Source organism: Microbacterium sp. CFH 31415 (genome assembly GCF_022538185.1).
Taxonomy (GTDB): Bacteria; Actinomycetota; Actinomycetes; order Actinomycetales; family Microbacteriaceae; genus Microbacterium.
The window spans coordinates 91,059-115,697 of the sequence record NZ_JAKYXC010000017.1 but is presented as its reverse complement, the minus strand read 5'-3'; the positions used below and the strand labels follow the sequence as shown (position 1 = coordinate 115,697).

Sequence of the window (24,639 nt, the reverse complement as noted above, 5' to 3'; positions counted from 1 at the left end):
AGCAAAGGCGCCCGCAGCGCCCGCTCCGGCTCCGGCTCCGGCTGCCCAGACGCCTGCGCCCGAGGCTCCGGCTGCGGCCGCCCCCGAGGCTGCGGCTCCCTCCGCCCCCGCGCCGAGCGCCCCCGCAGCCAAGCCCGGCGCACCGACCCCCGGCGCCCCGACCCCCGGCGCTCCCCGCCCCGGCGGCGGTGCAGGCGCTCCGCGCCCCGGCAACAACCCCTTCGCCTCCTCGCAGGGCATGGGCCAGCGTCCCGCCGGCCCGCGTCCGGGCAACAACCCGTTCGCCTCGGCGCAGGGCATGGGCCAGCGTCCGAACCCCGGCAACATCCCGCGTCCGCAGGCGCCGCGCCCCGGAGCGCCCCGTCCCGGCGCTCCGCGCCCGGGTGGCGGCGGTCGTCCCGGTGGCGGCGGTCGTCCCGGCGCACCCTTCCAGCAGCGTCCTGGTGGTCCCGGTCGTCCCGGCGGTGCCGGCGGCGGGTTCCAGCGTCCTGGTGCTCCCGGCGGTGCTCCCGGCGGGTTCGCCGGTCGTCCCGGTGGCGGCGGTCGTGGCCGCGGTCCCGGCGGTGGTACCGCGGGTGCCTTCGGCAAGGGCGGCGGCAAGTCGAAGCAGCGCAAGTCGCGTCGTGCGAAGCGTCAGGAATTCGAGATGCGGTCGGCGCCCGTCGTCGGTGGTGTCAACGTCTCGAAGGGCAACGGCGAGATCATCCGCCTGCGCCGCGGTGCCTCCATCGCCGACTTCGCCGACAAGCTGGAGGCCCTGAACGGCTACACCGTCCAGCCCGGCACGCTCGTGACGATCCTCTTCAACCTCGGCGAGATGGCCACGGCGACCGAGTCGCTGGATGAGGCGACGTTCGAGGTGCTCGGCGAGGAGCTCGGCTACAAGATCCAGATGGTCTCGCCCGAGGACGAAGACAAGGAGCTCCTCGAGGGCTTCGGTCTCGACCTCGAAGCCGAGCTGGAGGCCGAGAGCGAGGACGACCTCGAGATCCGTCCGCCGGTCGTGACCGTGATGGGTCACGTCGACCACGGTAAGACGCGGCTGCTCGACGCCATCCGCCAGACCAATGTGGTCGCGGGCGAGGCCGGCGGCATCACGCAGCACATCGGCGCCTACCAGGTCTGGACCGAGCACGAGGGCATCGAGCGCGCGATCACCTTCATCGACACCCCGGGTCACGAGGCGTTCACCGCCATGCGTGCCCGTGGTGCGCAGGTGACCGACCTCGCGATCCTGGTGGTCGCGGCCGACGACGGCATCATGCCGCAGACGGTCGAGGCGCTGAACCACGCCCAGGCGGCCAACGTGCCGATCGTGGTCGCGGTCAACAAGGTCGACAAGCCCGAAGCCAACCCGGCCAAGGTGCGCCAGCAGCTCACCGAGTACGGCCTGGTCGCCGAGGAGTACGGCGGCGACGTCATGTTCGTGGATGTCTCGGCCCGTCAGGGAACCGGCATCCAGGAGCTCCTCGACGCCGTCCTGCTCACGGCCGACGCGGGTCTCGACCTCACAGCCAACCCGAACAAGGACGCCCGTGGTGTCGCGATCGAGGCCAAGCTCGACAAGGGCCGCGGTGCAGTGGCGACCGTGCTCATCCAGTCCGGAACGCTCCGGGTGGGCGACGCGATCGTGGCGGGCACGGCGTACGGCCGTGTCCGTGCGATGGCCGACGAGAACGGCGACGCCGTCCTCGAGGCCGCTCCGTCCCGTCCGGTCCAGGTGCAGGGCCTGAACTCGGTGCCGCGCGCCGGCGACACGTTCATCGTGACCGAGGAGGACCGCACGGCCCGCCAGATCGCTGAGAAGCGTGAGGCCGCCGAGCGCAACGCCCAGCTGGCCAAGGCCCGCAAGCGCATCTCGCTCGAGGACTTCACCCGTGCCCTCGAAGAGGGCAAGGTCGAGTCGCTCAACCTCATCATCAAGGGCGACGTGTCGGGTGCCGTCGAGGCGCTCGAGGAGTCGCTCCTCAAGATCGAGGTCGACGACTCCGTGCAGCTGCGGATCATCCACCGCGGCGTCGGCGCGATCACCGAGTCCGACGTGAACCTGGCGACGATCGACAACGCGATCATCATCGGCTTCAACGTGCGTCCCGACACGAAGGCGCGCGAGCGCGCCGCTCGCGAGGGCGTGGACACGCGCTTCTACTCGGTCATCTACAACGCGATCGACGACGTCGAGCAGTCGCTCAAGGGACTGCTCAAGCCGGAGTTCGAAGAGGTCCAGTCGGGTGTCGCCGAGATCCGCGAGGTGTTCCGCTCCTCGAAGTTCGGCAACATCGCCGGTGTCGTGGTCCGCTCGGGCACGATCACGCGCAACGCCAAGGCGCGCGTCATCCGCGACGGCGTCGTCATCGCGGATGGCCTGGCCATCGAGTCGCTGCGCCGCTTCAAGGACGATGTCACCGAGGTCCGCACGGACTTCGAAGCCGGTATCGGCCTCGGCAAGTACAACGACATCCAGGTCGGCGACGAGATCGAGACCACTGAGATGGTCGAGAAGCCTCGCGGCTGATCGCAATCGGTGAGGGGCGCCAGGCGGCGCCCCTCACCTGTCGAAAGGAACGGACATGGCCGGCGAACGTCAGGCACGACTGGGCGACCGCATCCGCGTGATCCTCGCCGAGAGGCTCGAGAAGGGTCTGCGTGACCCGCGGCTCGGCTTCGTCACCATCACCGACGTGCGTGTGACGGGCGACCTGCAGCACGCGTCGGTGTTCTACACGGTCCTCGGCAGCCCCGAGGAGCGGGAGGCGTCTGCGGCTGCGCTGCGGTCGGCGACCGGGATGCTGCGCTCCGAGGTCGGCAAGCACCTCAACGTGCGCCTCACCCCGTCGCTCGAGTTCATCCCCGACGCGATCCCCGAGAACGCGGACCACATCGCCGACCTCCTGCGCGAGGCGCGCGAGCGCGACGCGGCCGTGGCCGGGCTCGCCTCTTCGGCGACGTATGCCGGCGACGCCGACCCGTACGTCAAGCCACGCGAGTTCGACGAGGCCGACGACGCGCCGGCCGAGGTCGACGAGGACTGATCCTCACGACGGCAGGCGGAGGAGTCCCTCGGATGCCTCGGCCAGGCCGTCCGCGATGAGCGAGTCGATCGCTCGATCTCGCTGACGCGGATCGGGCCAGTCCGGCACCACGTCCACGAGCGGGACGGCGTGGGCCGCGGCATCCCGCAGCACCTTCAGGACCGCGCCACGCGCCTGCCGGTCGCTGCCCTCGTAGCGCGCCTGCCGCCGGCGTGCGTCGCCCGTGTCGGGATAGCCCGCTGCGCGCCACGCGCAGCGGTCCGCTATCGGGCACGCGTCGCACCGCGGTGCGCGCGCCGTGCACACGAGCGCGCCGAGCTCCATGGCCGCCGCATTGACGATCGCGGCGTCGCCGTCGCGCGGCGGGAGGATCGCGTCCATCGCGGCGAGGTCGCGCTTGGCGGGCGGCGCCGGCTGCGAGCGCCCGTCGACGGCCCGAGCGAGCACGCGACGCGTGTTGGTGTCGACCACGGGTGCCCGCCCTCCGTAGGCGAAGACGACGACCGCCCGCGCGGTGTAGTCGCCGATGCCGGTGAGCGCCAGCAGAGCGTTCACATCGCGCGGCACTGCGCCGTCGTGACGGTCGCGGATCTCGACCGCCGCGCGGTGCAGCCAGAGCGCCCGCCGCGGATATCCCAGATTCGCCCACTGGCGCACCGCGTCGGCCGGCACGGCGGCCGCGAGATCGGCGGGGGATGGCCATCGCTCGAGCCAGGCGGCGAGGTGGGGGATCACGCGGTCGACGGGCGTCTGCTGCAGCATGAACTCGCTCACCAGCACGCCCCATGCGCCGAAGCCGGGGCGTCGCCACGGCAGGTCGCGGGCGTTCCCGCGGTACCACGCGATGAGCGGCGTCGCGAGGTCGGGCATGCCTTTCAGCCTAGGCTGGAGTCATGCGCCTGCCCGTCACGCCCGCCACCACGCTATGGCGCGAGCTGCGTGACGAGGTGCAGCGCGACTACCCCCGCGGACGGGTGATCGTCGCCGTGGACGGGATCGACGGTGCCGGGAAATCGACGTTCGCAGACGGCTTCGCAGAGGTGTTCGCCGAGAAGGGAGCGGCGGTCTTCCGCGCGAGCATCGACGGGTTCCACCGGCCCCGCGCGGAACGCTACGCCCGCGGGCGCCGAAGCCCCGAGGGCTATTACTACGACTCGTACGACTACGCGACGTTCCGCCGCGTGCTGATCGACCCGTTCCTCGACGGCGCCCAGACGGCTGCGACGACGGGATTCCAGCTCGCCGCGTTCGATCACGTGCGCGACGCCGTGGTCGAGTCGCAGTGGGTGACAGCGCCGCGCGACGCGGTGCTCGTCGTCGACGGCATCTTCCTCCACCGTCCCGAGCTGAAGAACCTGTGGCACTGGTCGGTATGGCTCGACGTGCCCGAGTCCGTCGCGTGCGCCCGCATGGCGATCCGCGACGGCAGCGACCCCGATCCCGCGGCGCCGGCGAACGCGCGGTATCGCCATGGCCAGGAGCTGTATCTCCGTGAAGCGAAGCCCCAGCTCGCGGCATCCGCCATCGTCGACAACAGCGATCTCGCTCACCCGCGCCGCGCGTACAGGGGCTTCTGCTGATGGCGGCATCCGGCATCCTCCTCGTCGACAAGCCCGGCGGGATGACCTCGCACGACGTCGTCGCGCGCGCCCGGCGCGCGCTGGGAACGCGCAAGATCGGCCACGCCGGCACGCTCGATCCGATGGCGACGGGACTGCTCGTGCTCGGCGTCGAAGGCGCGACGCGCCTGCTCACCTTCATGGTCGGGCTCGACAAGACCTATGAGGCCACCATCCGGCTCGGCGTCGCGACCGGCACCGACGACGCCGACGGCGAGACCGTGGCGGTGACGGATGCCTCCTCCCTCGCCTCCTCGCGCATCACCGAGGAGATCGCCGCACTCACTGGCCGCATCTCGCAGGTGCCGAGCACCTACTCCGCGATCAAGGTCGATGGGCGACGCGCCTACGACCTCGCCCGGGCGGGGGAGCAGGTCGAGCTGAAGGCGCGCGATGTCACGGTGTCCCGCTTCGACGTCCTGTCGGAGCGGCGCGAGGGCGCAGTGGTCGACCTCGACGTGGTCGTGGACTGCTCGAGCGGCACCTACATCCGCTCGCTCGCACGTGATCTGGGTGCGGTGCTCGGCGTCGGCGGGCACCTCACCGCGCTGCGCCGCACGCGGATCGGGCCGTTCGAGGTTGCGCAGGCTGCGTCCGCCGAGGCGATCGACGGCGCTCCGCTCGTCGCGCCCGCTGCTGCCGCGACCGCGGTGCTGAGCCGCTTCGACGTGACGGCCGAGGAGGCGCGCGATCTGCGTCACGGCAAGCGGCTGGCCGGCGCCGCGGTGCGCCTCGGCTCTCAGCCCGCGGCGGCGATCGATCCCGACGGCGCGCTGGTCGGCGTCGTCGAGAAGCGCGCAGGCGACGTCAAGAGTTCGATGAACATGCCCGAGGAGGCCCCCCGATGATCCTGTGGTTCACGATCGTGCAGGTGGCGGTCGCCGTGATCGCCGGATTGTTCTGTGTCATCGCCGGACTCGCCGGCCGTCGTCCGAGCGATTTCACCGTCGGCGCGCTCGCGTTGCTCGAACTGCTGCTGATCGTGCAGATCGTCATGGGGATCGTGGCCCCCCTCGTGGGGAACTCGCCCACGGGCAGCCTGCTGGAGTTCTGGGTCTACCTCGTCTCGGCAGCGCTCCTGCCGATCGCCGGGGTGGGCTGGGCGCTGCTCGAGCGCAGTCGCTGGAGCACCGTGATCATGGGCATCGCCGCGCTCGCGGTCGCCGTCATGGTGTGGCGCATGTACACGATCTGGACCGTCCAGCTCGCCTGAGCCGGCGTCAGGTCAGCGCTTGGCGAGGTACGCCGAGTGCACCCACCCGGTCTTGCCGGCGTAGCTGACCTTGCGCCACACCGTGCGGGACTCGAGGATCTTGCCGACGTTCGCGCCCTTCGGAATCAGGAGCACACGCGCTGCGGACGTGGACGGGCTCGCGCGAAGGTTCAGCGCCGCCGTGGCGGCGTACGTGCCCGCTGCGACGACCGGCGGCGGTGTGGTGGGCGGAACGACGACCGGAGGCGGTGCGGTGGGCGGGACGACGGCCGGCGCGGGGACGGCGGGCTTCACCGGCGATACGTAGCTCGACGAGACCCAGCCCGTCTGCGTGCCGATCTTCACCGGGATGAAGCCCGAGGTGATCCGCCCGGGCACGTGCACCATCGCCGTGGCCTTGGGCAGCAGACGCAGGACCGAGGACGAGGTCGACGGGCCGGAGCGGAAGTTGACGCCCGTCGTCGTGTAGTAGGTGCAGGTGGCCGGCGCGTTGCCGGCGTAGACGGCGGTCGCGGACTTGTACAGGTCGACGCCCCGCGCCTGCAGGAACGCGGCGGCGTTCTCGGCCACGGAGCCGGTCGGCGTGGCGCGCCAGAGCTCGAGGTGCAGGTGGCTTCCCGACGAGATGCCGCTGTTGCCGACCTCGCTGATGCGCTGGCCGGCGGTGACCTTCTGGCCCACCTTGACGCGGGTCGTCGCCGACCAGATGTGCAGGTACTTCGACGTGTACTCCACGCCGCTGATCACGTGGCGCACCGAGATGTACCCCACGCGGGAGGCCGTGCCGCTCACCGTGGCGGTCACGACCCCTGCGGCGATGGCGTAGATCGGCGTGCCGGACTTCGCTGCGAGGTCCACTCCGTTGTGGAACGTGGATGCCCCGGGCACGGGGATGCACCTCGGTCCGAAGAACGACGACACGGTGTAGGTCTTCGCGGCGATCGGCTGCCGGAAGGTCGTCGCCGCGGTCGCGGTGACCGCCGCGGCGGGATGCGCGGCGGCGGGGTGCGGGGCGGCGACGGCAGCGGGCGCGATGCCCCCGAGGGCCAGGGCCAGGGCGGCTGTGCCCGCGAGCAGGGCAGGACGGATCGATCGCATGGTGTTCTCTATCGGCATCGAGGACGGACAGGTGGTGCGGTCGGGTTCCGTGCTGTGAATATTGTCACTTAACGGTGTGTCTGTCCATTCGAGTGGCGAATGAGGCGTATGTGGCCAACGGGCGCAGCGCGTACCGCGGGCGCAACTAGGATTGACGCGACATGACCTCCCCTGCCCGTCCCCGCCGCCGCATGACCGGAATCGGCCGCGTCCTCGTCATCGTGTACGCGATCATGGCGCTCGCCGCCACAGGACGATCGTTCGTCCAGATCGTCCAGAGCTTCGACGAGGCGCCGCTCGCCTACACGCTCTCCGCGATCTCGGCAGTCGTCTACATCATCGCGACGCTGGCGCTCGTGTTCGCCGGATCGCGCGCGTGGTACCTCGTCGCGTGGATCGCGATCGTCTTCGAGCTCGCGGGCGTCCTCATCGTGGGCGCCCTCTCGTTCCTCCTGCCCGATCTCTTCGCCCACCCGACCGTGTGGTCGTGGTTCGGGCTCGGGTACCTGTTCGTGCCGCTCGTGCTGCCGTTCTTCGGGCTGTGGTGGCTCATCACCCACCGCCCGGTGGCGAACGGCGTCGCGCCCGAACCGGCGACGGTCGGAGCATGATCGTCTTCCACGACCCGGCGGAGATTCCCGCACGGTTCGGCCCGTCGGTGGTGGCTATCGGCAAGTTCGACGGCGTCCACACCGGTCACCGTGCGGTGATCGATCGAGCCCGCGTCGACGCCGCCACCGGCGGCGCACGTGTCGTGGCTGTGACATTCGACCGCAACCCGCTCGCGCTTCTGCGGCCGGAGATCTGCCCCGCCGACCTGATCGGCGTGCACCAGAAGCTGCAGCTGCTGGCCGAGACGGGGATCGACGCGACGCTTCTCCTGCGCTTCGACCGCGACCTCGCCGACCTTCCTGCGCGGGCGTTCGTCGAGCACGTCCTGGTCGGCGCACTGGGCGTGCGCACCGTCCTCGTCGGCCGCGACTTCCGGTTCGGACGCGGGGGAGCGGGCGACCCCGGGCTCCTCGCCGAGCTCGGTCGCGAGTTCGGCTTCACCGTCGACGTCGTCGACGACGTCCGCGCGATCGACGCCGGCCGTCGCGTGTCGTCGACCTGGATCCGCGAACTCCTCGCCGAAGGCGACGTCGAGACGGCCGCCAAGCTGCTCGGCCGCGTGCCGTCGGTGTGGGGCGAGGTCGTCCACGGACTCAAGCGGGGCCGGGAGCTCGGCTTCCCCACTGCCAACCTCTCCTCCGAGTGCGAGGGATTCGTGCCGGCCGACGGCGTCTACGCCGGGTGGCTGATCGACGAGGGCTCACCCGATGGTCTGCGCCGCGGCATCCGCTATCCGGCCGCCATCAGCATCGGGACCAACCCGACCTTCGACGACGTGCCGGTGCGCCAGGTCGAGGCCTACGTGCTCGACGAGACGGGCCTCGACCTGTACGGGCACCGCGTCGAGATCCAGTTCGCGAGACGCATCCGCGGAATGGTCGCGTTCGACGGCATCGACGCACTCATCCGCCAGATGACCCATGACGTCACCGAGGTGCGCACGGCGCTCAGCTGAGCGGCGCCCATAGACCTCGCCGCGCGCGCGGGCCTACGATCGAGGCGTGCCAGGCCTCGACATCCTCGCCGCTGCGGATGCTGCCGCGAACCCCGTGAACCTCTGGGGTGCGCTGGGGTGCGCCGTGGCCTATTCCGCCTCGCTGCTCGCCACGCTCGATGCGTTCGCCGACCTCATCCTCGCGAGGGGGGACGCGCCCGCCGGGCGCCTCACACCCGGGGTAGGCTTGAAGTTCGCGTCCAAGCTGGCGGCCGCGGCGATCGCGGTCATCGCGGCAGGGATCGTCCTGGCCCTCGACGACAACTGGTTCGCTTTCACGAGCCTGACCATCGCGTTCGTGGTGGTCGTCGGAATCGGCGTGATCGTCCTGCTGAGGCACTCGAGGATGATTGCGGATGAGCGGACAGCGACGCGCGCGAGCGGGTGAGGCGGCCTCGCCCTCGCCCACGCCACACGACAGAGGGAGCACCATGAGCCGGACCGACCTGCAGACACTGCCCGAGCGGGCTGTCGCGCTGCTCGGTGGAGAGCCAGACGACACGACGCTGCGGCGCTACCTCCACGGCCTTCCCGGCGTCGACGCCGTCGGCCTCGAACAGCGCGCGGCCGGCCTCGGCACCCGCTCCATCAAGACCACGTCCAAGGCGTGGGCGCTCGACAAGATCATCGAGCTCATCGACCTCACGACGCTCGAAGGCGCCGACACCCCCGGCAAGGTGCGGTCGCTGGTTGCGAAGGCCCTGAATCCGGATGCCTCCGACCCGACGTGCCCGCGCGTGGCAGCGGTGTGCGTCTACGGCGACATGGTGCCCTATGCGGTCGAGGCGCTCGGCGCCGCGCACGGCGACCCCGACGAGGGCGGGGTGAGCGTGGCGGCGGTCGCGACCGCGTTCCCGAGCGGCCGGTCGTCGCTCGAGATCAAGCTCGCCGACACGGCCGACGCCGTCGCCGCGGGCGCCGACGAGATCGACATGGTCATCGACCGCGGTGCCTTCCTCGCCGGGCGCTACGGCCTGGTGTTCGACCAGATCGCGCGCGTGAAGGAAGCCTGCCGTCGGGAGGACGGCACCTACGCCTCGCTGAAGGTCATCCTCGAGACCGGCGAGCTCAACACCTACGACAACGTCAAGCGCGCGTCGTGGCTGTCGATCCTCGCCGGCGGCGACTTCATCAAGACGTCCACCGGAAAGGTGCAGCCTGCGGCCACCTTGCCGGTGACCCTGCTCATGCTCGAGGTCGTGCGCGACTGGCACCGCGCGACCGGCGAGAAGGTCGGAGTCAAGCCGGCCGGCGGCATCCGCACCTCCAAGGACGCCATCAAGTACCTCGTGACCGTCGCCGAGACAGTGGGTGAGGAGTGGCTGCAGCCGCACCTCTTCCGATATGGCGCCTCCAGCCTGCTCAACGACGTGCTGCTGCAGCGTCAGAAGCTCTCCAGCGGGCACTACTCCGGCACCGACTACGTGACGATCGACTGACGCTCGCACGAGCTCAGCAACCAGGAGAATCATGAGTTTCCTCGAATACGCACCCGCCCCCGAATCGCGGGCGATCCTCAATCTGCGCGACGAGTACGGGCTGTTCATCGACGGCGAGTTCCGGCCCGGCGGCGGCGAGTCGTTCGCCTCGATCTCGCCCGCCGACGAGAAGCACATCGCCACGATCGCCACGGCGACCGACGCCGATGTCGACGCCGCCGTCGCGGCCGCCCGCCGCGCGTACGACAAGACGTGGTCCAAGCTGAGCGGCCGTGACCGCGGGAAGTACCTCTTCCGCATCGCCCGTCTCGTGCAGGAGCGCGCGAGGGAGCTCGCCGTGGCCGAGAGCCTCGACAACGGAAAGCCGATCAAGGAGAGCCGCGACGTCGACGTTCCGCTCGTCGCCGCCTGGTTCTTCTACTACGCCGGCTGGGCCGACAAGCTCGACTACGCGGGCCTCGGTGCGAACCCCCGCTCGCTCGGCGTGGCCGGTCAGGTCATCCCGTGGAACTTCCCGCTGCTCATGCTCGCGTGGAAGATCGCCCCGGCGCTCGCCGCAGGCAACACCGTCGTGATCAAGCCCGCCGAGACCACGCCGCTGTCGGCCCTCATCTTCGCCGAGATCCTGCAGCAGGCCGACCTGCCGCGAGGTGTCGTGAACATCGTGACCGGCGCGGGCGCGACCGGCGCAGCGCTGGTGAGGCATCCCGATGTCAACAAGGTCGCCTTCACCGGCTCGACGCCGGTCGGGCGCGAGATCGCGAAGGCCGTCGCCGGCACCGACAAGAAGCTCACACTCGAGCTGGGCGGCAAGGCCGCGAACATCGTGTTCGAAGACGCCCCCATCGATCAGGCTATCGAGGGCATCGTCAACGGCATCTTCTTCAACCAAGGCCACGTGTGCTGCGCGGGCAGCCGCCTGCTGGTGCAGGAGTCGGTGCACGACGAGGTCGTGGATCGGCTGAAGCAGCGTCTGTCGACGCTGCGGCTGGGCGACCCGCTCGACAAGAACACCGACATCGGCGCGATCAACTCGCGTGAGCAGCTCGACCGCATCCGGGAGCTCAGCCGCATCGGCGAGGAGGAGGGGGCGGTGCGCTGGAGCGCAGACTGCGTGATCCCCGAGAACGGGTTCTGGTTCGCACCGACGATCTTCACCAACGTGCAGGCGAGCCATCGCATCGCACGCGACGAGATCTTCGGCCCGGTGCTCTCGGTGCTGACGTTCCGCACTCCGGGCGAGGCCATCGAGAAGGCGAACAACACGCCCTACGGCCTCTCGGCCGGGATCTGGACCGACAAGGGCTCGCGCATCCTCGCGGTCGCCGACCGGCTGCGCGCCGGTGTCATCTGGGCGAACACGTTCAACCGCTTCGACCCGTCCTCGCCGTTCGGCGGCTACAAGGAGTCGGGTTACGGCCGAGAGGGCGGCAGGCACGGCCTGCTCGCCTACCTGAAGGGAGCGGCGTCATGACCAAGCGACTGACCGTGCCGAAGACGTACAAGCTCTACATCGGCGGCGCCTTCCCGCGCAGCGAGTCGGGGCGCACCTACGAGGTCGCCTCGGCCAAGGGCGACTTCCTCGCGAACGCCGCGCTCGCGTCGCGCAAGGACGCCCGCGACGCCGTCACCGCCGCCCGAGGGGCGGTGAAGGGCTGGTCGGGAGCGACCGCCTACAACCGCGGCCAGGTGCTGTACCGCGTCGCCGAGATCCTCGAGGGCCGCAAGGCGCAGTTCACCGACGAGATCGTGCAGCAGACCGGCGTCTCGTCGGCCGGCGCCACCGCCGAGGTCGACGAGGCGATCGATCGCTGGGTCTGGTACGCCGGCTGGTGCGACAAGTTCGGCCAGGTCGCCGGCAACGGCAACCCGGTCGCCGGGCCGTACTTCAACATCTCGGTGCCCGAGCCCACCGGCGTCGTCGCGGTCGTCGCGCCGCAGGACACCGCGCTCGTCGGGCTCGTGTCGGCCATCGCGCCCGCGCTCGTATCGGGCAACTCGGTCGTCGTCATCGCATCCCAGCGCTTCCCGCTGTCGGCGATCAGCCTCGCCGAGGTGCTCGCGACGAGCGACGTGCCCGGCGGAGTGGTCAACGTGCTCACGGGATCGCCCGCCGAGATCGCGCCGTGGCTCGCGTCGCACCCCGACGTGCATGGCCTCGACCTGGTCGGCGCCGGCGACCTCGACTGGATCGACCTCCAGATCGCGGCCGCCGAGACGCTCACGCGGGTGCTCCCGCCCGAGCAGGGGAAGGATGCCGCGTCCCCGAGCCTCGAGCGCATCGCCGCGTTCACCGAGACGAAGACGGTCTGGCACACCAAGAGCCTGATCTGACCGCGGGCGGGTTCGTCCGCGCTCTCGAAATCTGCATCCGCGCCCGCCGCTGACGGCCGCGCGTGCAGGTTTCGGCCGCGCGAAGCCCGCAGCGTACGCGCGCTCAGGCCAGGTCGAGCTCGTCCCAGTGACCGGGCTCGGCCAGTTCGCCGTAGGCGACCTCGAGACCGTCCGGCGACACCGACGCGACGCACGCCAGCAGCGAGAGCGTCGGGTAGCCGAGCGGCCGGTTGTCGCGGATGATCGCGCGATCGTCCGTCGGCTCGAGCTCGGCCGAACGCCGGAGCACGCCGAGCCAGGCATCCCACCACCGCTCTCCGCCGCCGGCGGGCGCGGCCCGGAAGTCGTCGAGCCAGCGCGCGATGCGCGGGGTCGCGGGGTCGTCGACGTCGTCGTGGGCGATCATGTGCGTGCCCGGTGCGAGGTCGGTCGTGCGCAGCACGTCGCCGTCCCAGGTCAGCACGCGCGAGCCGCCGGCCCGCACCTCGACGAGGTTGAAGCCGTGGGTCGGCGGCTCGCCCTCGGGCGATCGGTCGAGCACCGACTCGAGCACGATGCCGCCGCGCGAGATGAGCTCCGACTCCGGCCGGGTCGCGACATCCGCACGGTTCAGCAGCACCGACAGCCGCCGCGTCTCCGGATCCGCCGCCAGCCACGCGCCGCCGGCGCGCGCATCGCGCACACCCACGACGCCCTCGCTCTCGGGCCACCAGGGGCCGAGAGCGTTCCAGGGGCGCTCGGGATCCTCGTCGCGGATCGCCAGCACGCGCGTCGGCTCGTCGGCAGAATCGGGAACGCGGATGACCACGGTGCACATCGCGCGGGCTTCTCCTGTCTGCGGGGATCGAGGTCGTGCCAAGATCGGATGGTGTTCGTCGTCGTCGGAGTCACGGGCGGGATCGCCGCCTACAAGACGGTGCACCTCGTGCGCCTCCTCGTGAAGGAGGGCCATGAGGTGCACGTCGTGCCGACCGACGATGCCGTGCGCTTCGTCGGACTGCCGACGTGGGAGGCGATCAGCCGTCACCCCGTGACGACCTCCGTCCACGATGACGTCGCGCGCGTCCGCCACGTCGCGCTCGGCCAGTCGGCCGATCTCGTGATCGTGGCGCCCGCCACCGCGAACACCCTGGCGAAGATGGCCACCGGCCTGGCGGATGATCTCCTGGGAACGACCCTACTCGCGACCACGGCACCGGTCGTCGTGGCACCGGCGATGCACACCGAGATGTGGCGGCACCCCGCGACGGTCGCGAACATCGCCACGCTGCGGTCGCGGGGCGTGCTCATGGTCGGACCCGCCGACGGCGAGCTCACCGGCGGCGACAGCGGGCCGGGACGCATGTCGGAGCCCGAGCAGATCTTCGAGCAGGCGCTCGCCGCCGTCGCCGCACCGACCGGTGACCTCACCGGCCTGCGCGTGGTCGTCACCGCGGGCGGCACGCGCGAGCCGATCGATCCCGTGCGCTTCATCGGCAATCGTTCGAGCGGCAAGCAGGGGGTCGCCGTCGCGCTCTCGGCCGCCGACCGCGGTGCTGACGTCGTGCTCATCGCCGCCCACGTCGACGAGGGCGTGCTGGCCGAGGCATCCGCTCATCCTCGTCTGACGGTCCTGCGCTCGGGAACCGCGATCGAACTCCGGGATGCGGTGACGGATGCCGCACCCGGCGCCGACGTGATCGTCATGGCCGCGGCGGTCGCCGACTACCGCGTGGCGGAGGTGTCCGACGCGAAGCTGGCGAAGGAAGCGGCCACGGGCCCGGGGATCACGCTGCACCTGATCGAGAACGACGACATCCTGGCGGGTCTCGTGCGCGCGCGCCGCGACGGTCAGACGGTGGTCGGCTTCGCGGCCGAGACGCCGAGCGACGGCGAGACGCTGCTCGACCGCGGACGCCGCAAGGCGGCACGCAAGGGCGCCGATCTGCTCGCTGTCAACCACGTCGGGTGGTCGCGGGGATTCGAGTCCGACGACAACGAAGTAGTGCTGCTCGGTGCGGGCGGCGAGGTCATCGCCGACGCACGCGGCTCGAAGCGCGAGGTCGCCGACGCCCTCTGGGACGCCGTGCGGAGAACCCGCGCGAAAACTAAGTAACGAAAAGGTAACGGCGCATGTAGAGTGGTCCGCACCCACGTCGACGGAGACGTGGTGAAAGACCCGGAGGACATGCCCGATGCCCTACTCCGCGGCTTCCGATCGCCCACGCGACCGGATCCACGCCCTGCTCGTCGTGTGCGTGCTCGCTGTCGCGAGCCTTGTGATCGCCTTCCTCGGCGCGAGTCCCGCCAGAGTCAGCGCGACCGAACTGCTCGGCGATCCACGAACCCCGGGCGATGCCGCGTTCATCGCGAGCCACCGCGGCGGCGGCGCGACGGCGCCCGAGAACACGCTGGCCGCCGTCTCCGCCGCGCTCGCGGGCGGGTTCGAGTACGTCGAGGTCGACGTCGCGCTCACGGCTGACGGGCATCCGGTGCTGATGCACGACGCCAGAGTGGACCGCACGACGAACGGCACCGGACGCCTCGACTCCCTCACCCTCGCCGAGGTGCGCGCGCTCGACGCGGGGTCGTGGTTCGATCCGAGCTTCGCCGGCACGCGCGTGCCGACGCTGGTCGAGTTCCTCGACCTGCTCGCGCAGTCCGGGGGTCGCGCCATCATCGAGTTGAAGGGGGAGTGGGATGCCGCGGCCGCCGGCCGCGCACTGGCCGAGGTGACCTCTCGCGACCTCGCGTCGCGCGTCGCGATCGCGAGCTTCGACGCGCGCAGCCTGGCCCTGTCGGCCGCGGCCTCCGACGTCGTGCCGCGACTGCTCATCCTCAAGCACCTGCCGAAGGACGTCGTGACCGCGACCCAGCAGGCCGGTGCCCGGGGAATCATCGTCGACCGAAGGGCGGTGCTCGCCCGCCCCGAGGTCGTCGATGCGCTCCATGCCGAGGGCACCCGGGTGGTGGTGTACACGCTGAACAAGGACGCCCAGTGGGACGCTGTCACCGCGCTCGGCGTCGACGGCATCGTCACCGACGACCCGCACACCCTGTCGGAGTGGCAGAGCGCGTCGGCGGGGAAGCGCTGAGGCCGGAGCCCCCTTCCACCGGGAGCGGATGCGGTGGTGCGCTCGCCGTGCGCGTGTGGCGGCGCGGCGTGTGCGGCGCGCGCGTTCGCGGCGTGCGCCGACACACTGACGGCTCGTCACGGCGTAGGGTCGAAGGCGCACCACAGAGGATCCAGGGGGATGTCATGTCGCAGGGCCGTCGCCGAGACGCGAGCCGCACGCTGGTCGGAGCCGTCGCGCTGATCGCCATCGCGGCGTCGCTCGTGGGCTGCCGGCCCGAGCCCGAGCCGTCGGCGTCGCCGACCTCTTCGGCGACGCCGACCACGACAGCGACGGCGACCCCGACGGTCACTCCCACTGCCACGCCTACTCCCACCACTGCCGCGTTCGTCGTTCCGGCCACGTGCGAGGAGATCTACTCGGCGGGGATGCTCGCGACACTCGAGGACGAGAACCCGCCGCTGAACGACCCCGGCGTCACGATGCTCTCGACGCAGGACGTCGACCTGCTCGAAGTCATCGACAGCGGGCTTCCCACGCTGCGCTGCTCGTGGGGCCAGCCGAGCGAGTTCGGCCTCGCCACCAACGTGACCGCCGTCGACGCCGACCAGACGGCGTTCGTCGACGAGCAGCTCCGCTCCGGCGGGTTCGACTGCACCACGCTCGGCGACGGCACCATCTGCTCGATGGAGCAGAAGGGTGTGACGCTCGACGACGAGGAGTACACCAGCGGCGAGACGCACTACGTCGGCGGTGGTGGCTGGGTGTCGACGGCGTGGATCAACTTCCACCCCGACGGCTACACCGAAGACATCGTCGACACGCTCTGGGGCTGAGACCCCCGATTCCGCTAGACTGGGCCGCAGGGAATCCGCTGGGGACGCCACAGCTCGCTGAAGCGAGTGCCCGTGGCCGTCGGCGAGAACCACCCGTCCCGCGTTCGCGACGGCGCTTGCGCCGCCCGCGGGAGCATCGCAGAACTTCGGTCTCGCACCGATCATCGCCGGCATCCCCGGCACTCACGCTCAGGAGGAGCATGCCGCCCACGGCACCCGCCCAGACGTCTCAGCGACGCCGGAAGTCGTCTTCCTCGCGTCGCGATGACGAGGCGCCCATCATCCCGATCCTCGCCCGCAAGGTGCGCGAGGTCGAGGCCAAGGCCCAGCGAGGCAAGCTCGGGCCGACCAACCGCGTCAAGTTCCAGGTGATCGCGTTCCTGGTGCGCGAGGAGCGCGCCCGAGTGAAGTCCGACACCTCGGTGACCGACGCCGCCCGCGCCGAGCTGCTCAAGCGGCTCGACGGGGTGGCGACCATCCTCGCCAAGACCGCAGCGCGCGACACGTCGCTCATCCAGCTGCTCGAGGTCGACCAGGCCACGTCGCCCGTCGCACGCCGCATGCGGCGCGACTGGCTGCTCGAGTCCGGGGCCGAGCTGCCGCCCGACGAGCTCATCATCACCGACGTCGCCCCTGTCGCCGCAACGGTGGTGCCCGCAGCGCTCGCCGAGCGCCAGGTCGTCCCGCCGCAGGTCGAGGCGCGCCGCGAGGCGAACCCGTTCCTTGCCCCCGACCTCACTGCCCGTGCGCCGAAGGAGACCCCGCGCCGCCGTCTGGACGGCTGGGAGCTCATGGGCCCGCTCTACAAGGCCTTCGAGACCGGCGCCGGCGGCGGAAGCGCGACGATGGACCTGCCGCCCGTCCCCGAGTTCGACCGCCTGTCGCCGAAGAACCTCGAGGTCATGCCGCACCAGTCGCGGTTCCTCGAGGCCGTGCGCCACGGGCACCGCAGCTTCCTGCTCGCCGACGAGCCGGGCCTCGGCAAGACGGCGGAGTCGGTGCTCGCAGCATCCGTCGCCAATGCCTACCCGCTGCTCGCCGTCGTCCCCAATGTCGTCAAGATGAACTGGGCACGCGAGGTCGAGCGCTGGACCCCGCAGCGCCGCGCGACCGTGATCCACGGCGACGGCGAGAACATCGACGCGTTCGCCGACGTGTTCATCGTCAACTACGAGATCCTCGACCGCCACCTGTCGTGGCTCGGCGATCTCGGACTCAAGGGCATGGTCGTCGACGAGGCGCACTTCATCAAGAACCTCACGTCGCAGCGCTCGCAGAATGTGCTCGCCCTCGCCTCGCGCATCCGCGAGCAGGTGCGCAACCCGCTGCTGCTGGCGCTCACGGGAACGCCGCTGATCAACGACGTCGAGGACTTCGACGCGATCTGGCGCTTCCTCGGCTGGACGACAGGTGAGAAGCCCGGTCCGGTGCTGATGGAGAAGCTCGACGAGACGGGGCTGACCCCCGCCGACAAGGCGTTCTACCCCGAGGCCCGCGACGCCGTGATCTCGATGGGCATCGTGCGGCGGAAGAAGAAGGATGTCGCGGCCGACCTGCCCGACAAGCTCATCGCCGACCTCCCCGTCGAACTCGACGACGAGTACGGCCGGTCGATCCGCCAGGCCGAGCGCGAGCTCGGCGAGCGGCTCGCCGCCCGCTACCGCCGCATCATCGAGGCGCGCGGCGACCGCGGCCTGGCCCCGGGCGAGGTCGACGGCGACATCGTGCGGCTCGTCGCGCAGAACGAGCTCGAGGAGTCCAAGGCCGCCGGCACGGGTTCCGAGAACGTGTTCACGATGGTGCGCAAGATCGGTCAGGCCAAGGCGCTCCTCGCGGCCGACTACGCGGTGCAGCTGCAGCGCTCGGTGGGCAAGGTGGTCTTCTTCGCGAAGCACATCGACGTGATGGACGCCGCCGAGGCGCATTTCGCCGCAGCCGGTCTCAAGACCGTGTCACTGCGCGGCGACCAGGCTACGACCGCTCGGCAGCAGGCGATCGATGCCTTCAACAGCGACCCGGACGTCGGCATCGCGGTCTGCTCGCTCACCGCGGCGGGCGTCGGCGTCAACATGCAGGCGTCGTCGAACGTCGTGCTCGCCGAGCTGTCGTGGACGGCCGCCGAGCAGACCCAGGCGATCGACCGCGTGCACCGCATCGGTCAGGATGAGCCCGTGACCGCCTGGCGGATCATCGCCGCGCACACGATCGACACGAAGATCGCCGAGCTCATCGACTCGAAGCAGGGCCTCGCCGCCCGCGCGCTCGACGGCGAGGCCGTCGACCCGCAGTCGAGCGACTCCGTGCAGCTGTCTGCGCTCATGCACCTGACACGTCAGGCGCTCGGCGCGGACTGAGGGTCGGGTTCGGGTCCGGCTTCGATTCCCGTTAGGCCCGTCCCGCTGCATGCCGGCGGGCGCCTTCGCTGTGCCCGATACGGTGGCGGAATGCCCTTCGACGCCGAACTGCTGCTCTCCGGACCGCGCGGCCGCCGCCTGTGCTTCGAGTACGCGCGTGCGTGCGCGGACGACACGCAGGCGGGCAGGGATGCCTCGGCAGCGCTGTTCTGGGCAGCGCACCTGGCATCCGATCCCGCGGACCGAGGCACGCTCCTCACGATCGGCGACGGTGCGGCGCCCGAGCCACCGCCGGCAGGGCCGCGAGAGGCGGCCGCGGCGCTGCGCTCGGTCACGCTCCCGCTGCCCACGCAAGAGCGGTTGCGCGAGGCCCTCGGGGCCAGTGTCGACCGCGCCATGTACTGGCAGCGGCCGGACGGTGAGGATCTGCTCGCGGCCACCCCCGAGGTATCCGAGGCGCTGCGGCCGATCGCTGAGCTCATCGCCGCGTCGCCCGGCGCGCAGTGGTGGACGACCCCGGTGGCTGTCGACGATCAGTGGGCCGCGCCGTGGGATGGCGCAGGACGCGCACCCGACGACCTCACCGGGTCGCTGAACGAGTGGCACCGACGCACGATGGAGGACGAGGAGCATGCCGCCCGCGAGCGCGCCTCCGACCCGAACGCGAACTGGTCAGGGATATGGTGGTCGATTCCGCCACACGACCTCGTGCGCACCACCCGATCGCTCGGCCGGCAAGGACCCGCGCGACTCTGGTTCGAAGAGGACTCCTTCGGCGACGACTCCGCCGTCGCAACGCCCGTCGAGGCTTACCCGGCGCGAGTGATCGAGATCACGGGCCCCGAGGACTGGGCGGACCTCTGCCGGAGGCATCCGCTCGACGTTTCGGCGGCACGCCGTCACGATTGGTTCCGAGTGACCGGTCGGGTGGGGGCGTGGACGATTCCGGACTGGCGAAGCGTCGCCGTCGAAGCCGACGCGGTGCATCTGACCGTGCTCGGCTATCTGACGACGGCCACGCGCCCGATCGAGCTCGACGATGAACGGGCGACGGTGCTCGCAGGCTGGAATCCCGACGAGACCTTCTGGTTCCGCGGGACGCTGGATCGGCCCGCGGAGGCGGTCCGGTGGGAGCGGCACGAGGATGAGTGGCGAGCGGCCTCACCCGTGTAGCAGGGCGGGTGGCAGTGCGGCTAATGTCGGGGGAGGCAGCGTCGCCGACCCTCTTCTCCCGACAGCGAGGAACACAGCTATGAAGATCGGCATCCTGACCAGCGGCGGTGACTGCCCCGGACTCAACGCGGTCATCCGCGGCGTCGTGCTCAAGGGGACGACGACGTACGACCTGGAGTTCGTCGGCATCCGCGACGGCTGGCGCGGGGTCGTCGACGGCGACTTCTTCCCGCTGACGCGTCACGAGGTCAAGGGCCTCTCGAAGGTCGGCGGCACGATCCTCGGCACCTCCCGCACGAACCCGTACGAGGGGCCCCGCGGCGGCGCCGAGAACATCGCGAAGACCATGTACGGCCACCGCCTCGACGGCATCATCGCGATCGGCGGCGAGGGGACCCTCGCGGCGGCGAATCGCCTCTCGAACGACGGCATCAACGTACTCGGCGTTCCGAAGACGATCGACAACGACCTGCGGGCGACCGACTACTCCTTCGGCTTCGACACCGCCGTGAACATCGCCACCGACGCGATGGACCGCCTGCGCACCACCGGAGACTCGCACCAGCGCTGCATGGTCGCCGAGGTCATGGGCCGCCACGTCGGCTGGATCGCCCTGCACGCGGGCATGGCCGCCGGTGCCCACGCGATCTGCATCCCCGAGGTGCCGATGTCGATCGACGAGATCGCGGCCCTCGTCTCGCGCGCCCACGACCGCGGCCGTGCGCCGCTGATCGTCGTATCGGAGGGCTTCACCCTCAAGGGCATGGACGAGGCCTACAGCGACAAGGGCCTCGACGCCTTCAATCGTCCGCGCCTCGGTGGCATCAGCGAGATCATCGCGCCCGAGATCGAGCGCATCACCGGCATCGAGACGCGCTCGACCGTGCTGGGCCACATCCAGCGAGGCGGCTCGCCCTCGGGCTTCGACCGCGTGCTCGCGACCCGCCTCGGCCTCCACGCCGCCGACGCGGTCGTCGACGGCGCCTGGGGCCAGATGGTCGCCATGCGCGGCACCGACATCGTGCGCGTGCCGTTCGCCGACGCCCTCGGCGAGCTCAACACCGTGCCGCTGTATCGCTACGAAGAGGCCGCCGCGCTCTTCGGCTGAGCCTGGCGGCGGGGGTTCCGCGGATCGCCGTCCCGCGGCATCCGTCACCGGCACCCCCACCTCCACCACGACCTCGCCACCTCCACCTCGACCTCCACCTCCACCTCCACCTCGCCACTCGCCGAGAACAGGTGTTCTGCCGAGCGCAGGGCGGCACCTGCCCGAGGTGTCCTGCGGTCGCCAGATCACCTGTACCGGGCGACGGGTCGCTCGTGTGCGCCCTGGGCCATCGCCGTCAGTACCGTCTCCCGCACGATGTCCCACCCGAACAGCACCTGCTGGTAGTCGAACCTGAGGACCACGAAGCCGCGCGTGACCAGACGTGCGTCGGCGGCGAGATCCCGGCGCCGGGCGCTCGGGTTGCCGTGGTGCTCGAAGCCGTCGAGCTGAACGGCGAGCGAGTCGCCGATGAGTCCATCCAGCGGATGACCGTCGATCCAGATCTGCTGCCGAACCGACACTCCAGCCTGCCGCATTCCGTCGACGAAGCGCGTCTCGAGACCTGAGTCGGACAGTGACGACGCGAGGTCGGCCAAGGCGATCGCCTCCGCTCGCCGCCAAGCAACATGACGAAGCACCGCCGGGTCGGTGAGCTTCTTCCGAATCGCCGACTCCCACACCGCGAGCGCGTCCGATCGCGGCAGGCAGTGGGCGACATGGAACAGCACGTTGAGGATCGGCTCATCGGTCATGTTGCGGCCGACCGGCGCCGGTCCGGTCGCCCAGTGGAGCACGGTGTCGTCGCTCGGATGTCGTGAGGAGGTGCCGGGAACGGCGACGTGAATGGGCTGAGCAATGCCGCCGGCATCGTCTTCGGTCGGCGGGACCCACAGCCCGAGCAGTCCGGCGGCGCTCACACACGTGACGCGGCCGCCGTGGGAGGCGGCGATGACGCGCCGAGGATCGCAGTCCGGCGTGACGAGCCACGACCGACGGACACGCACGAGCCCGCCGGTGGACACGGCGTCGGCCATCTCGTACCGGCTGAAGCCCGCTGCGCGCGCATCCGACGTGTGGCTCACGCCGTGTCGCCGGTGCGTCCATGCAATGAGCGCTCGGCGCCGGGCGACGATGGCGGGTTCGACGATCTGAGCCACGTTGCCCAGCCTGTCTCCGAAGAGCGGCGTCAGGCATTCTGTCCCGATGATCGGGGGAAGACGTTCCGTTCCCTTCCTCGGTGGAGGAGTCGCCGACCTTCGGCTCCACCCTCCCCAGAACAGGTGCTCTGGCGAAGGGAGGGCGATGGGCGTCAATCCGACCTGCATGCGCCAGATCACCTGCACCGGGCGACGGGCTCGCGCGAAGGGCAGCGCCCGGCTCCTTGCCGAGGACAGGTGTTCCGGCGAAGGTAGGCGAACTGGCGGCGAATCGACCTGCACTCGCCAGAACACCTGTTGCGGGCAAGTGGCGTCGCCATACCAACGGGTTGCGCTGACAAGAACGAAGGGGAGCGGATGCCGCGGCATCCGCTCCCCGAACCTGACCCGACCCCGGGTCAGGCGTCGGCGACGCCGAGCGTGTCGAGCAGCCAGGCCAGTTCGAACGCCCGCTCGCGCCAGGAGTTGTAGCGCCCGGAGACGCCGCCGTGGCCGGCGACCATCTCGCACTTGAGGAGCGCGTCGGCGCCGACCTCGCGCAGGCGCGCAACCCACTTCGCCGGCTCGACGTAGAGCACACGCGTGTCGTTGAGCGAGGTCACGGCGAGGATCTTCGGGTACGAGGCATCCGTCCGCACGTTCTCGTACGGCGAGTACGACTTCATGTACGCGTACACGTCGGGGTTGTGCAGCGGGTCGCCCCACTCGTCCCACTCGATCACCGTCAGCGGCAGCGACGGGTCGAGCACCGTGGTGAGGGCGTCGACGAACGGCACGACGGCGAGGATCCCGGCGAACAGCTCGGGGGCGAGGTTCGCGACGGCGCCCATCAGCAGGCCGCCGGCCGATCCGCCCTCGGCGACCAGCTGCGTCGGCGTCGTGTACCCGTTGTCGATCAGGTGGCGGGCGCAGTCGACGAAGTCGGTGAAGGTGTTGCGCTTGCTGAGGAGCTTGCCATCCTCGTACCACTGGCGGCCCATCTCGCCGCCGCCGCGGACGTGCGCCACGGCGAACAGCACGCCGCGGTCGAGCTCGGAGAGCCGCGCGATCGACAGGCCGGGCTCGATCGAGTGCTCGTACGAGCCGTACCCGTAGAGGTGCACCGGGCGGGTCGCGGCGCCGGCGTCGCCGAAGGAACGCTTCCAGACGAGCGAGATCGGGATCTGGGTCCCGTCCTGGGCGGTCGCCCACACCCGTGCCTGCGCGTAGTCGTCGGGGTCGTACCCGCCGAGCACCGGCTGGCGCTTGCGCAGCAGCCGCTCGCCCGTGGCGACGTCGTAGTCGAACACAGTCCCCGGCGTGACGAACGAGCCGTAGCCGAGGCGCAGAAGCGGCGGCGCCCATTCGGGGTTGCCTCCTGTGCCGACGGAGTACAGCGGCTCGTCGAACTCGATCTCGCTCACCGCGCCGCTCGCGTAGTCGAGCATGCCGAGGCGGGGGAGTCCGCCGCGGCGGTAGCCGACCACGCCCCAGTCGCGGAACGTCGAGACGCCCAGGAGGCGATGGCCGGGCTGGTGGGGGATCACGACGGAGCGATCACCGGCGGGATCGGATGCCGCGACCCGGACCAGCTCGAAGTCGAGTGCCCCGTCGTTGTGGAGGATGAACAGCACGTCCTCGCCGTCGATCACGGCATGCGCGGACTCGTACTCGACGCCCTCCGCCCGCGGCCACACGACGCGAGGCTCGCCGCGCAGGTCGTCGGCGTCGAGCAGCCACTCCTCGGACGTGATGGACGAGCCGATCTCGATCACGAGGTAGCGGTCGCTGCGCGTGAAGCCGGCGCCGACCCAGTACCGCTCGTCGGGCTCGTGATAGAGCTTCTCGTCGCTGTCGACCGGGGTGCCGAGCTCGTGCAGCCGGACCGTGTCGGGGCGCCACGCATCGTCGACGGTCGTGTACACGATGAAGCGGCCGTCGGGCGAGAACGTCGCGCCGGCGAAGGTGCCTTCGATCACGTCGGGCAGCTGCTCGCCCGTCGCGAGGTCGCGCACGCGCAGCGTGTACCGCTCGTCGCCGGCTACGTCGACGCCGTAGAGCATCAGCCGGCCGTCGGTCGAGACCTCGAAACTCCCGAGGGAGAAGAACTCGTGGCCCTCGGCCTCGACGTTGCTGTCGAGCAGCACCTGCTCTCCCGGAACGTCGACATCGGGGGAGAGCTCCGGCGGCGTCCAGTCGTCGGGCGAGGAGAGCGGAGCTCGGCACTGGATGCCGTACTGCTCGCCCTCGACGGTGCGACCGTAGTACCACCAGTCCCCGCGCCGCGTCGGCACGGACAGGTCGGTCTCGAGGGTGCGACCCTTGATCTCCTCGAAGATGCGCTCGCGCAATCCGGCCAGGTGCGACGTACGGGAGTCGGTGTAGGCGTTCTCGGCCTCGAGGTGCGCGATGACGGCCGAGTCGTCCTTGGCCCGGAACCACTCGTAGCGGTCTTCGACGTCGTCGCCGTGGTGGGTGCGCACGATCGGGCGCGAGTCGGCGACGGGGGCGGATGCTGCGGCAGGGATGTCGTGGACGGTCACGGCATCCACGCTAGACCCCGCCGGCCTGCGCTGTACCTGTGAGAGGCCCTGTCAAGTTGACCGGAGGCGAGGGCGGTGTAAGGATTCTTCTGGCCGGTTGCCGGTACCTGAACTCACGGTGAACTGTTCGTTCGTCACGCCGATCCCGTCGGCAC

General features: G+C 70.7%; 22 protein-coding genes. 17 read left to right on the top strand and 5 right to left on the bottom strand.

From position 1 onward, the window contains the following. Together infB and rbfA are read left to right on the top strand one after the other, a co-directional pair. The coding region (gene infB, locus MK786_RS15525) for a translation initiation factor IF-2 (protein ID WP_241113136.1) at positions 1 to 2,515 on the top strand (2,515 nt) is incomplete at its 5' end. Between the two features lie 55 nt (positions 2,516 to 2,570). Beyond that, complete coding sequence (gene rbfA / locus MK786_RS15520) at positions 2,571 to 3,032, top strand: 30S ribosome-binding factor RbfA (protein WP_241113135.1); 462 nt, start codon at positions 2,571 to 2,573, stop codon at positions 3,030 to 3,032. A gap of 3 nt (positions 3,033 to 3,035) precedes the next feature. Here the strand turns inward: rbfA and MK786_RS15515 are convergent, their stop codons facing one another. Beyond that, positions 3,036 to 3,902 carry an A/G-specific adenine glycosylase gene (locus MK786_RS15515; protein WP_241113134.1) on the bottom strand — a complete coding sequence of 289 codons (867 nt, stop codon included), beginning with the start codon at positions 3,900 to 3,902 and terminating at the stop codon, positions 3,036 to 3,038. Between the two features lie 23 nt (positions 3,903 to 3,925). Between MK786_RS15515 and MK786_RS15510 the strand changes: the two genes are divergently transcribed. Genes MK786_RS15510 through MK786_RS15500 form a run of 3 tightly spaced genes read left to right on the top strand, consistent with a single transcriptional unit; the run spans position 3,926 to position 5,864 of the window. Further along, on the top strand, positions 3,926 to 4,612 hold the full coding sequence (locus MK786_RS15510) for a uridine kinase (protein ID WP_241113133.1): 687 nt from the start codon (positions 3,926 to 3,928) through the stop codon (positions 4,610 to 4,612). Then, positions 4,612 to 5,499, top strand: a complete 888-nt coding sequence (truB, locus tag MK786_RS15505) for a tRNA pseudouridine(55) synthase TruB (RefSeq protein ID WP_241113132.1) — start codon at positions 4,612 to 4,614, stop codon at positions 5,497 to 5,499. The genes MK786_RS15510 and truB overlap by 1 nt, the downstream gene beginning before the upstream one ends. Next, complete coding sequence (locus MK786_RS15500; protein ID WP_241113131.1) at positions 5,496 to 5,864, top strand: hypothetical protein; 369 nt, start codon at positions 5,496 to 5,498, stop codon at positions 5,862 to 5,864. Before truB ends, MK786_RS15500 begins: the two co-directional genes overlap by 4 nt. Before the next feature lie 12 nt (positions 5,865 to 5,876). On the opposite strand, the gene MK786_RS15495 is transcribed toward MK786_RS15500, so the two are convergent. Next, positions 5,877 to 6,962, bottom strand: a complete 1,086-nt coding sequence (locus MK786_RS15495; protein WP_241113130.1) for a peptidoglycan DD-metalloendopeptidase family protein — start codon at positions 6,960 to 6,962, stop codon at positions 5,877 to 5,879. Between the two features lie 161 nt (positions 6,963 to 7,123). On the opposite strand from MK786_RS15495, the gene MK786_RS15490 reads away from it, so the two are divergent. The 6 genes from MK786_RS15490 to MK786_RS15465 are packed head-to-tail and all read left to right on the top strand — an operon-like array spanning position 7,124 to position 12,341. After that, positions 7,124 to 7,573 carry a hypothetical protein gene (locus MK786_RS15490; protein ID WP_241113129.1) on the top strand — a complete coding sequence of 150 codons (450 nt, stop codon included), beginning with the start codon at positions 7,124 to 7,126 and terminating at the stop codon, positions 7,571 to 7,573. Continuing rightward, entirely contained in the window at positions 7,570 to 8,529 is a 960-nt protein-coding gene (locus tag MK786_RS15485) for a bifunctional riboflavin kinase/FAD synthetase (RefSeq protein ID WP_241113128.1), read from the top strand. The genes MK786_RS15490 and MK786_RS15485 overlap by 4 nt, the downstream gene beginning before the upstream one ends. A gap of 46 nt (positions 8,530 to 8,575) precedes the next feature. After that, positions 8,576 to 8,956, top strand: coding sequence for a hypothetical protein (locus MK786_RS15480; RefSeq protein WP_241113127.1), 381 nt, complete (start codon positions 8,576 to 8,578; stop codon positions 8,954 to 8,956). A 43-nt stretch (positions 8,957 to 8,999) separates the two neighbouring features. Continuing rightward, a complete protein-coding gene (gene deoC, locus MK786_RS15475) occupies positions 9,000 to 10,007 on the top strand; it encodes a deoxyribose-phosphate aldolase (RefSeq protein WP_241113126.1) in 1,008 nt (335 codons plus the stop codon). A 31-nt stretch (positions 10,008 to 10,038) separates the two neighbouring features. Continuing rightward, the gene (locus MK786_RS15470) at positions 10,039 to 11,481 is read left to right on the top strand and encodes an aldehyde dehydrogenase family protein (RefSeq protein ID WP_241113125.1); all 1,443 of its coding nucleotides are present in this window, start codon (positions 10,039 to 10,041) and stop codon (positions 11,479 to 11,481) included. Then, on the top strand, positions 11,478 to 12,341 hold the full coding sequence (locus MK786_RS15465) for an aldehyde dehydrogenase (protein WP_241113124.1): 864 nt from the start codon (positions 11,478 to 11,480) through the stop codon (positions 12,339 to 12,341). The genes MK786_RS15470 and MK786_RS15465 overlap by 4 nt, the downstream gene beginning before the upstream one ends. Positions 12,342 to 12,444: 103 nt before the next feature. On the opposite strand, the gene MK786_RS15460 is transcribed toward MK786_RS15465, so the two are convergent. Further along, complete coding sequence (locus tag MK786_RS15460) at positions 12,445 to 13,158, bottom strand: NRDE family protein (protein WP_241113123.1); 714 nt, start codon at positions 13,156 to 13,158, stop codon at positions 12,445 to 12,447. A gap of 51 nt (positions 13,159 to 13,209) precedes the next feature. On the opposite strand from MK786_RS15460, the gene coaBC reads away from it, so the two are divergent. The 6 genes from coaBC (at position 13,210) to MK786_RS15430 (ending at position 20,865) form a co-directional block, all read left to right on the top strand. Further along, positions 13,210 to 14,436 carry a bifunctional phosphopantothenoylcysteine decarboxylase/phosphopantothenate--cysteine ligase CoaBC gene (gene coaBC / locus MK786_RS15455; protein ID WP_241113142.1) on the top strand — a complete coding sequence of 409 codons (1,227 nt, stop codon included), beginning with the start codon at positions 13,210 to 13,212 and terminating at the stop codon, positions 14,434 to 14,436. A 79-nt stretch (positions 14,437 to 14,515) separates the two neighbouring features. Continuing rightward, a complete protein-coding gene (locus MK786_RS15450; protein WP_241113122.1) occupies positions 14,516 to 15,415 on the top strand; it encodes a glycerophosphodiester phosphodiesterase family protein in 900 nt (299 codons plus the stop codon). 164 nt (positions 15,416 to 15,579) lie between these two features. Next, entirely contained in the window at positions 15,580 to 16,230 is a 651-nt protein-coding gene (locus MK786_RS15445) for a hypothetical protein (RefSeq protein ID WP_241113121.1), read from the top strand. 200 nt (positions 16,231 to 16,430) lie between these two features. Continuing rightward, on the top strand, positions 16,431 to 18,584 hold the full coding sequence (locus tag MK786_RS15440) for a DEAD/DEAH box helicase (RefSeq protein WP_241113120.1): 2,154 nt from the start codon (positions 16,431 to 16,433) through the stop codon (positions 18,582 to 18,584). Between the two features lie 90 nt (positions 18,585 to 18,674). After that, complete coding sequence (locus MK786_RS15435; protein WP_241113119.1) at positions 18,675 to 19,757, top strand: hypothetical protein; 1,083 nt, start codon at positions 18,675 to 18,677, stop codon at positions 19,755 to 19,757. A gap of 79 nt (positions 19,758 to 19,836) precedes the next feature. Further along, a complete protein-coding gene (locus tag MK786_RS15430) occupies positions 19,837 to 20,865 on the top strand; it encodes an ATP-dependent 6-phosphofructokinase (protein WP_241113118.1) in 1,029 nt (342 codons plus the stop codon). A gap of 185 nt (positions 20,866 to 21,050) precedes the next feature. Here MK786_RS15430 and MK786_RS16505 read toward each other — a convergent pair whose 3' ends face one another. Further along, positions 21,051 to 21,962: an endonuclease domain-containing protein gene (locus MK786_RS16505; RefSeq protein ID WP_241113117.1), complete on the bottom strand. Its 912-nt coding sequence runs from the start codon at positions 21,960 to 21,962 to the stop codon at positions 21,051 to 21,053. A gap of 398 nt (positions 21,963 to 22,360) precedes the next feature. Continuing rightward, on the bottom strand, positions 22,361 to 24,484 hold the full coding sequence (locus tag MK786_RS15420; protein ID WP_241113116.1) for a S9 family peptidase: 2,124 nt from the start codon (positions 24,482 to 24,484) through the stop codon (positions 22,361 to 22,363). Positions 24,485 to 24,639: the final 155 nt, after the last annotated feature.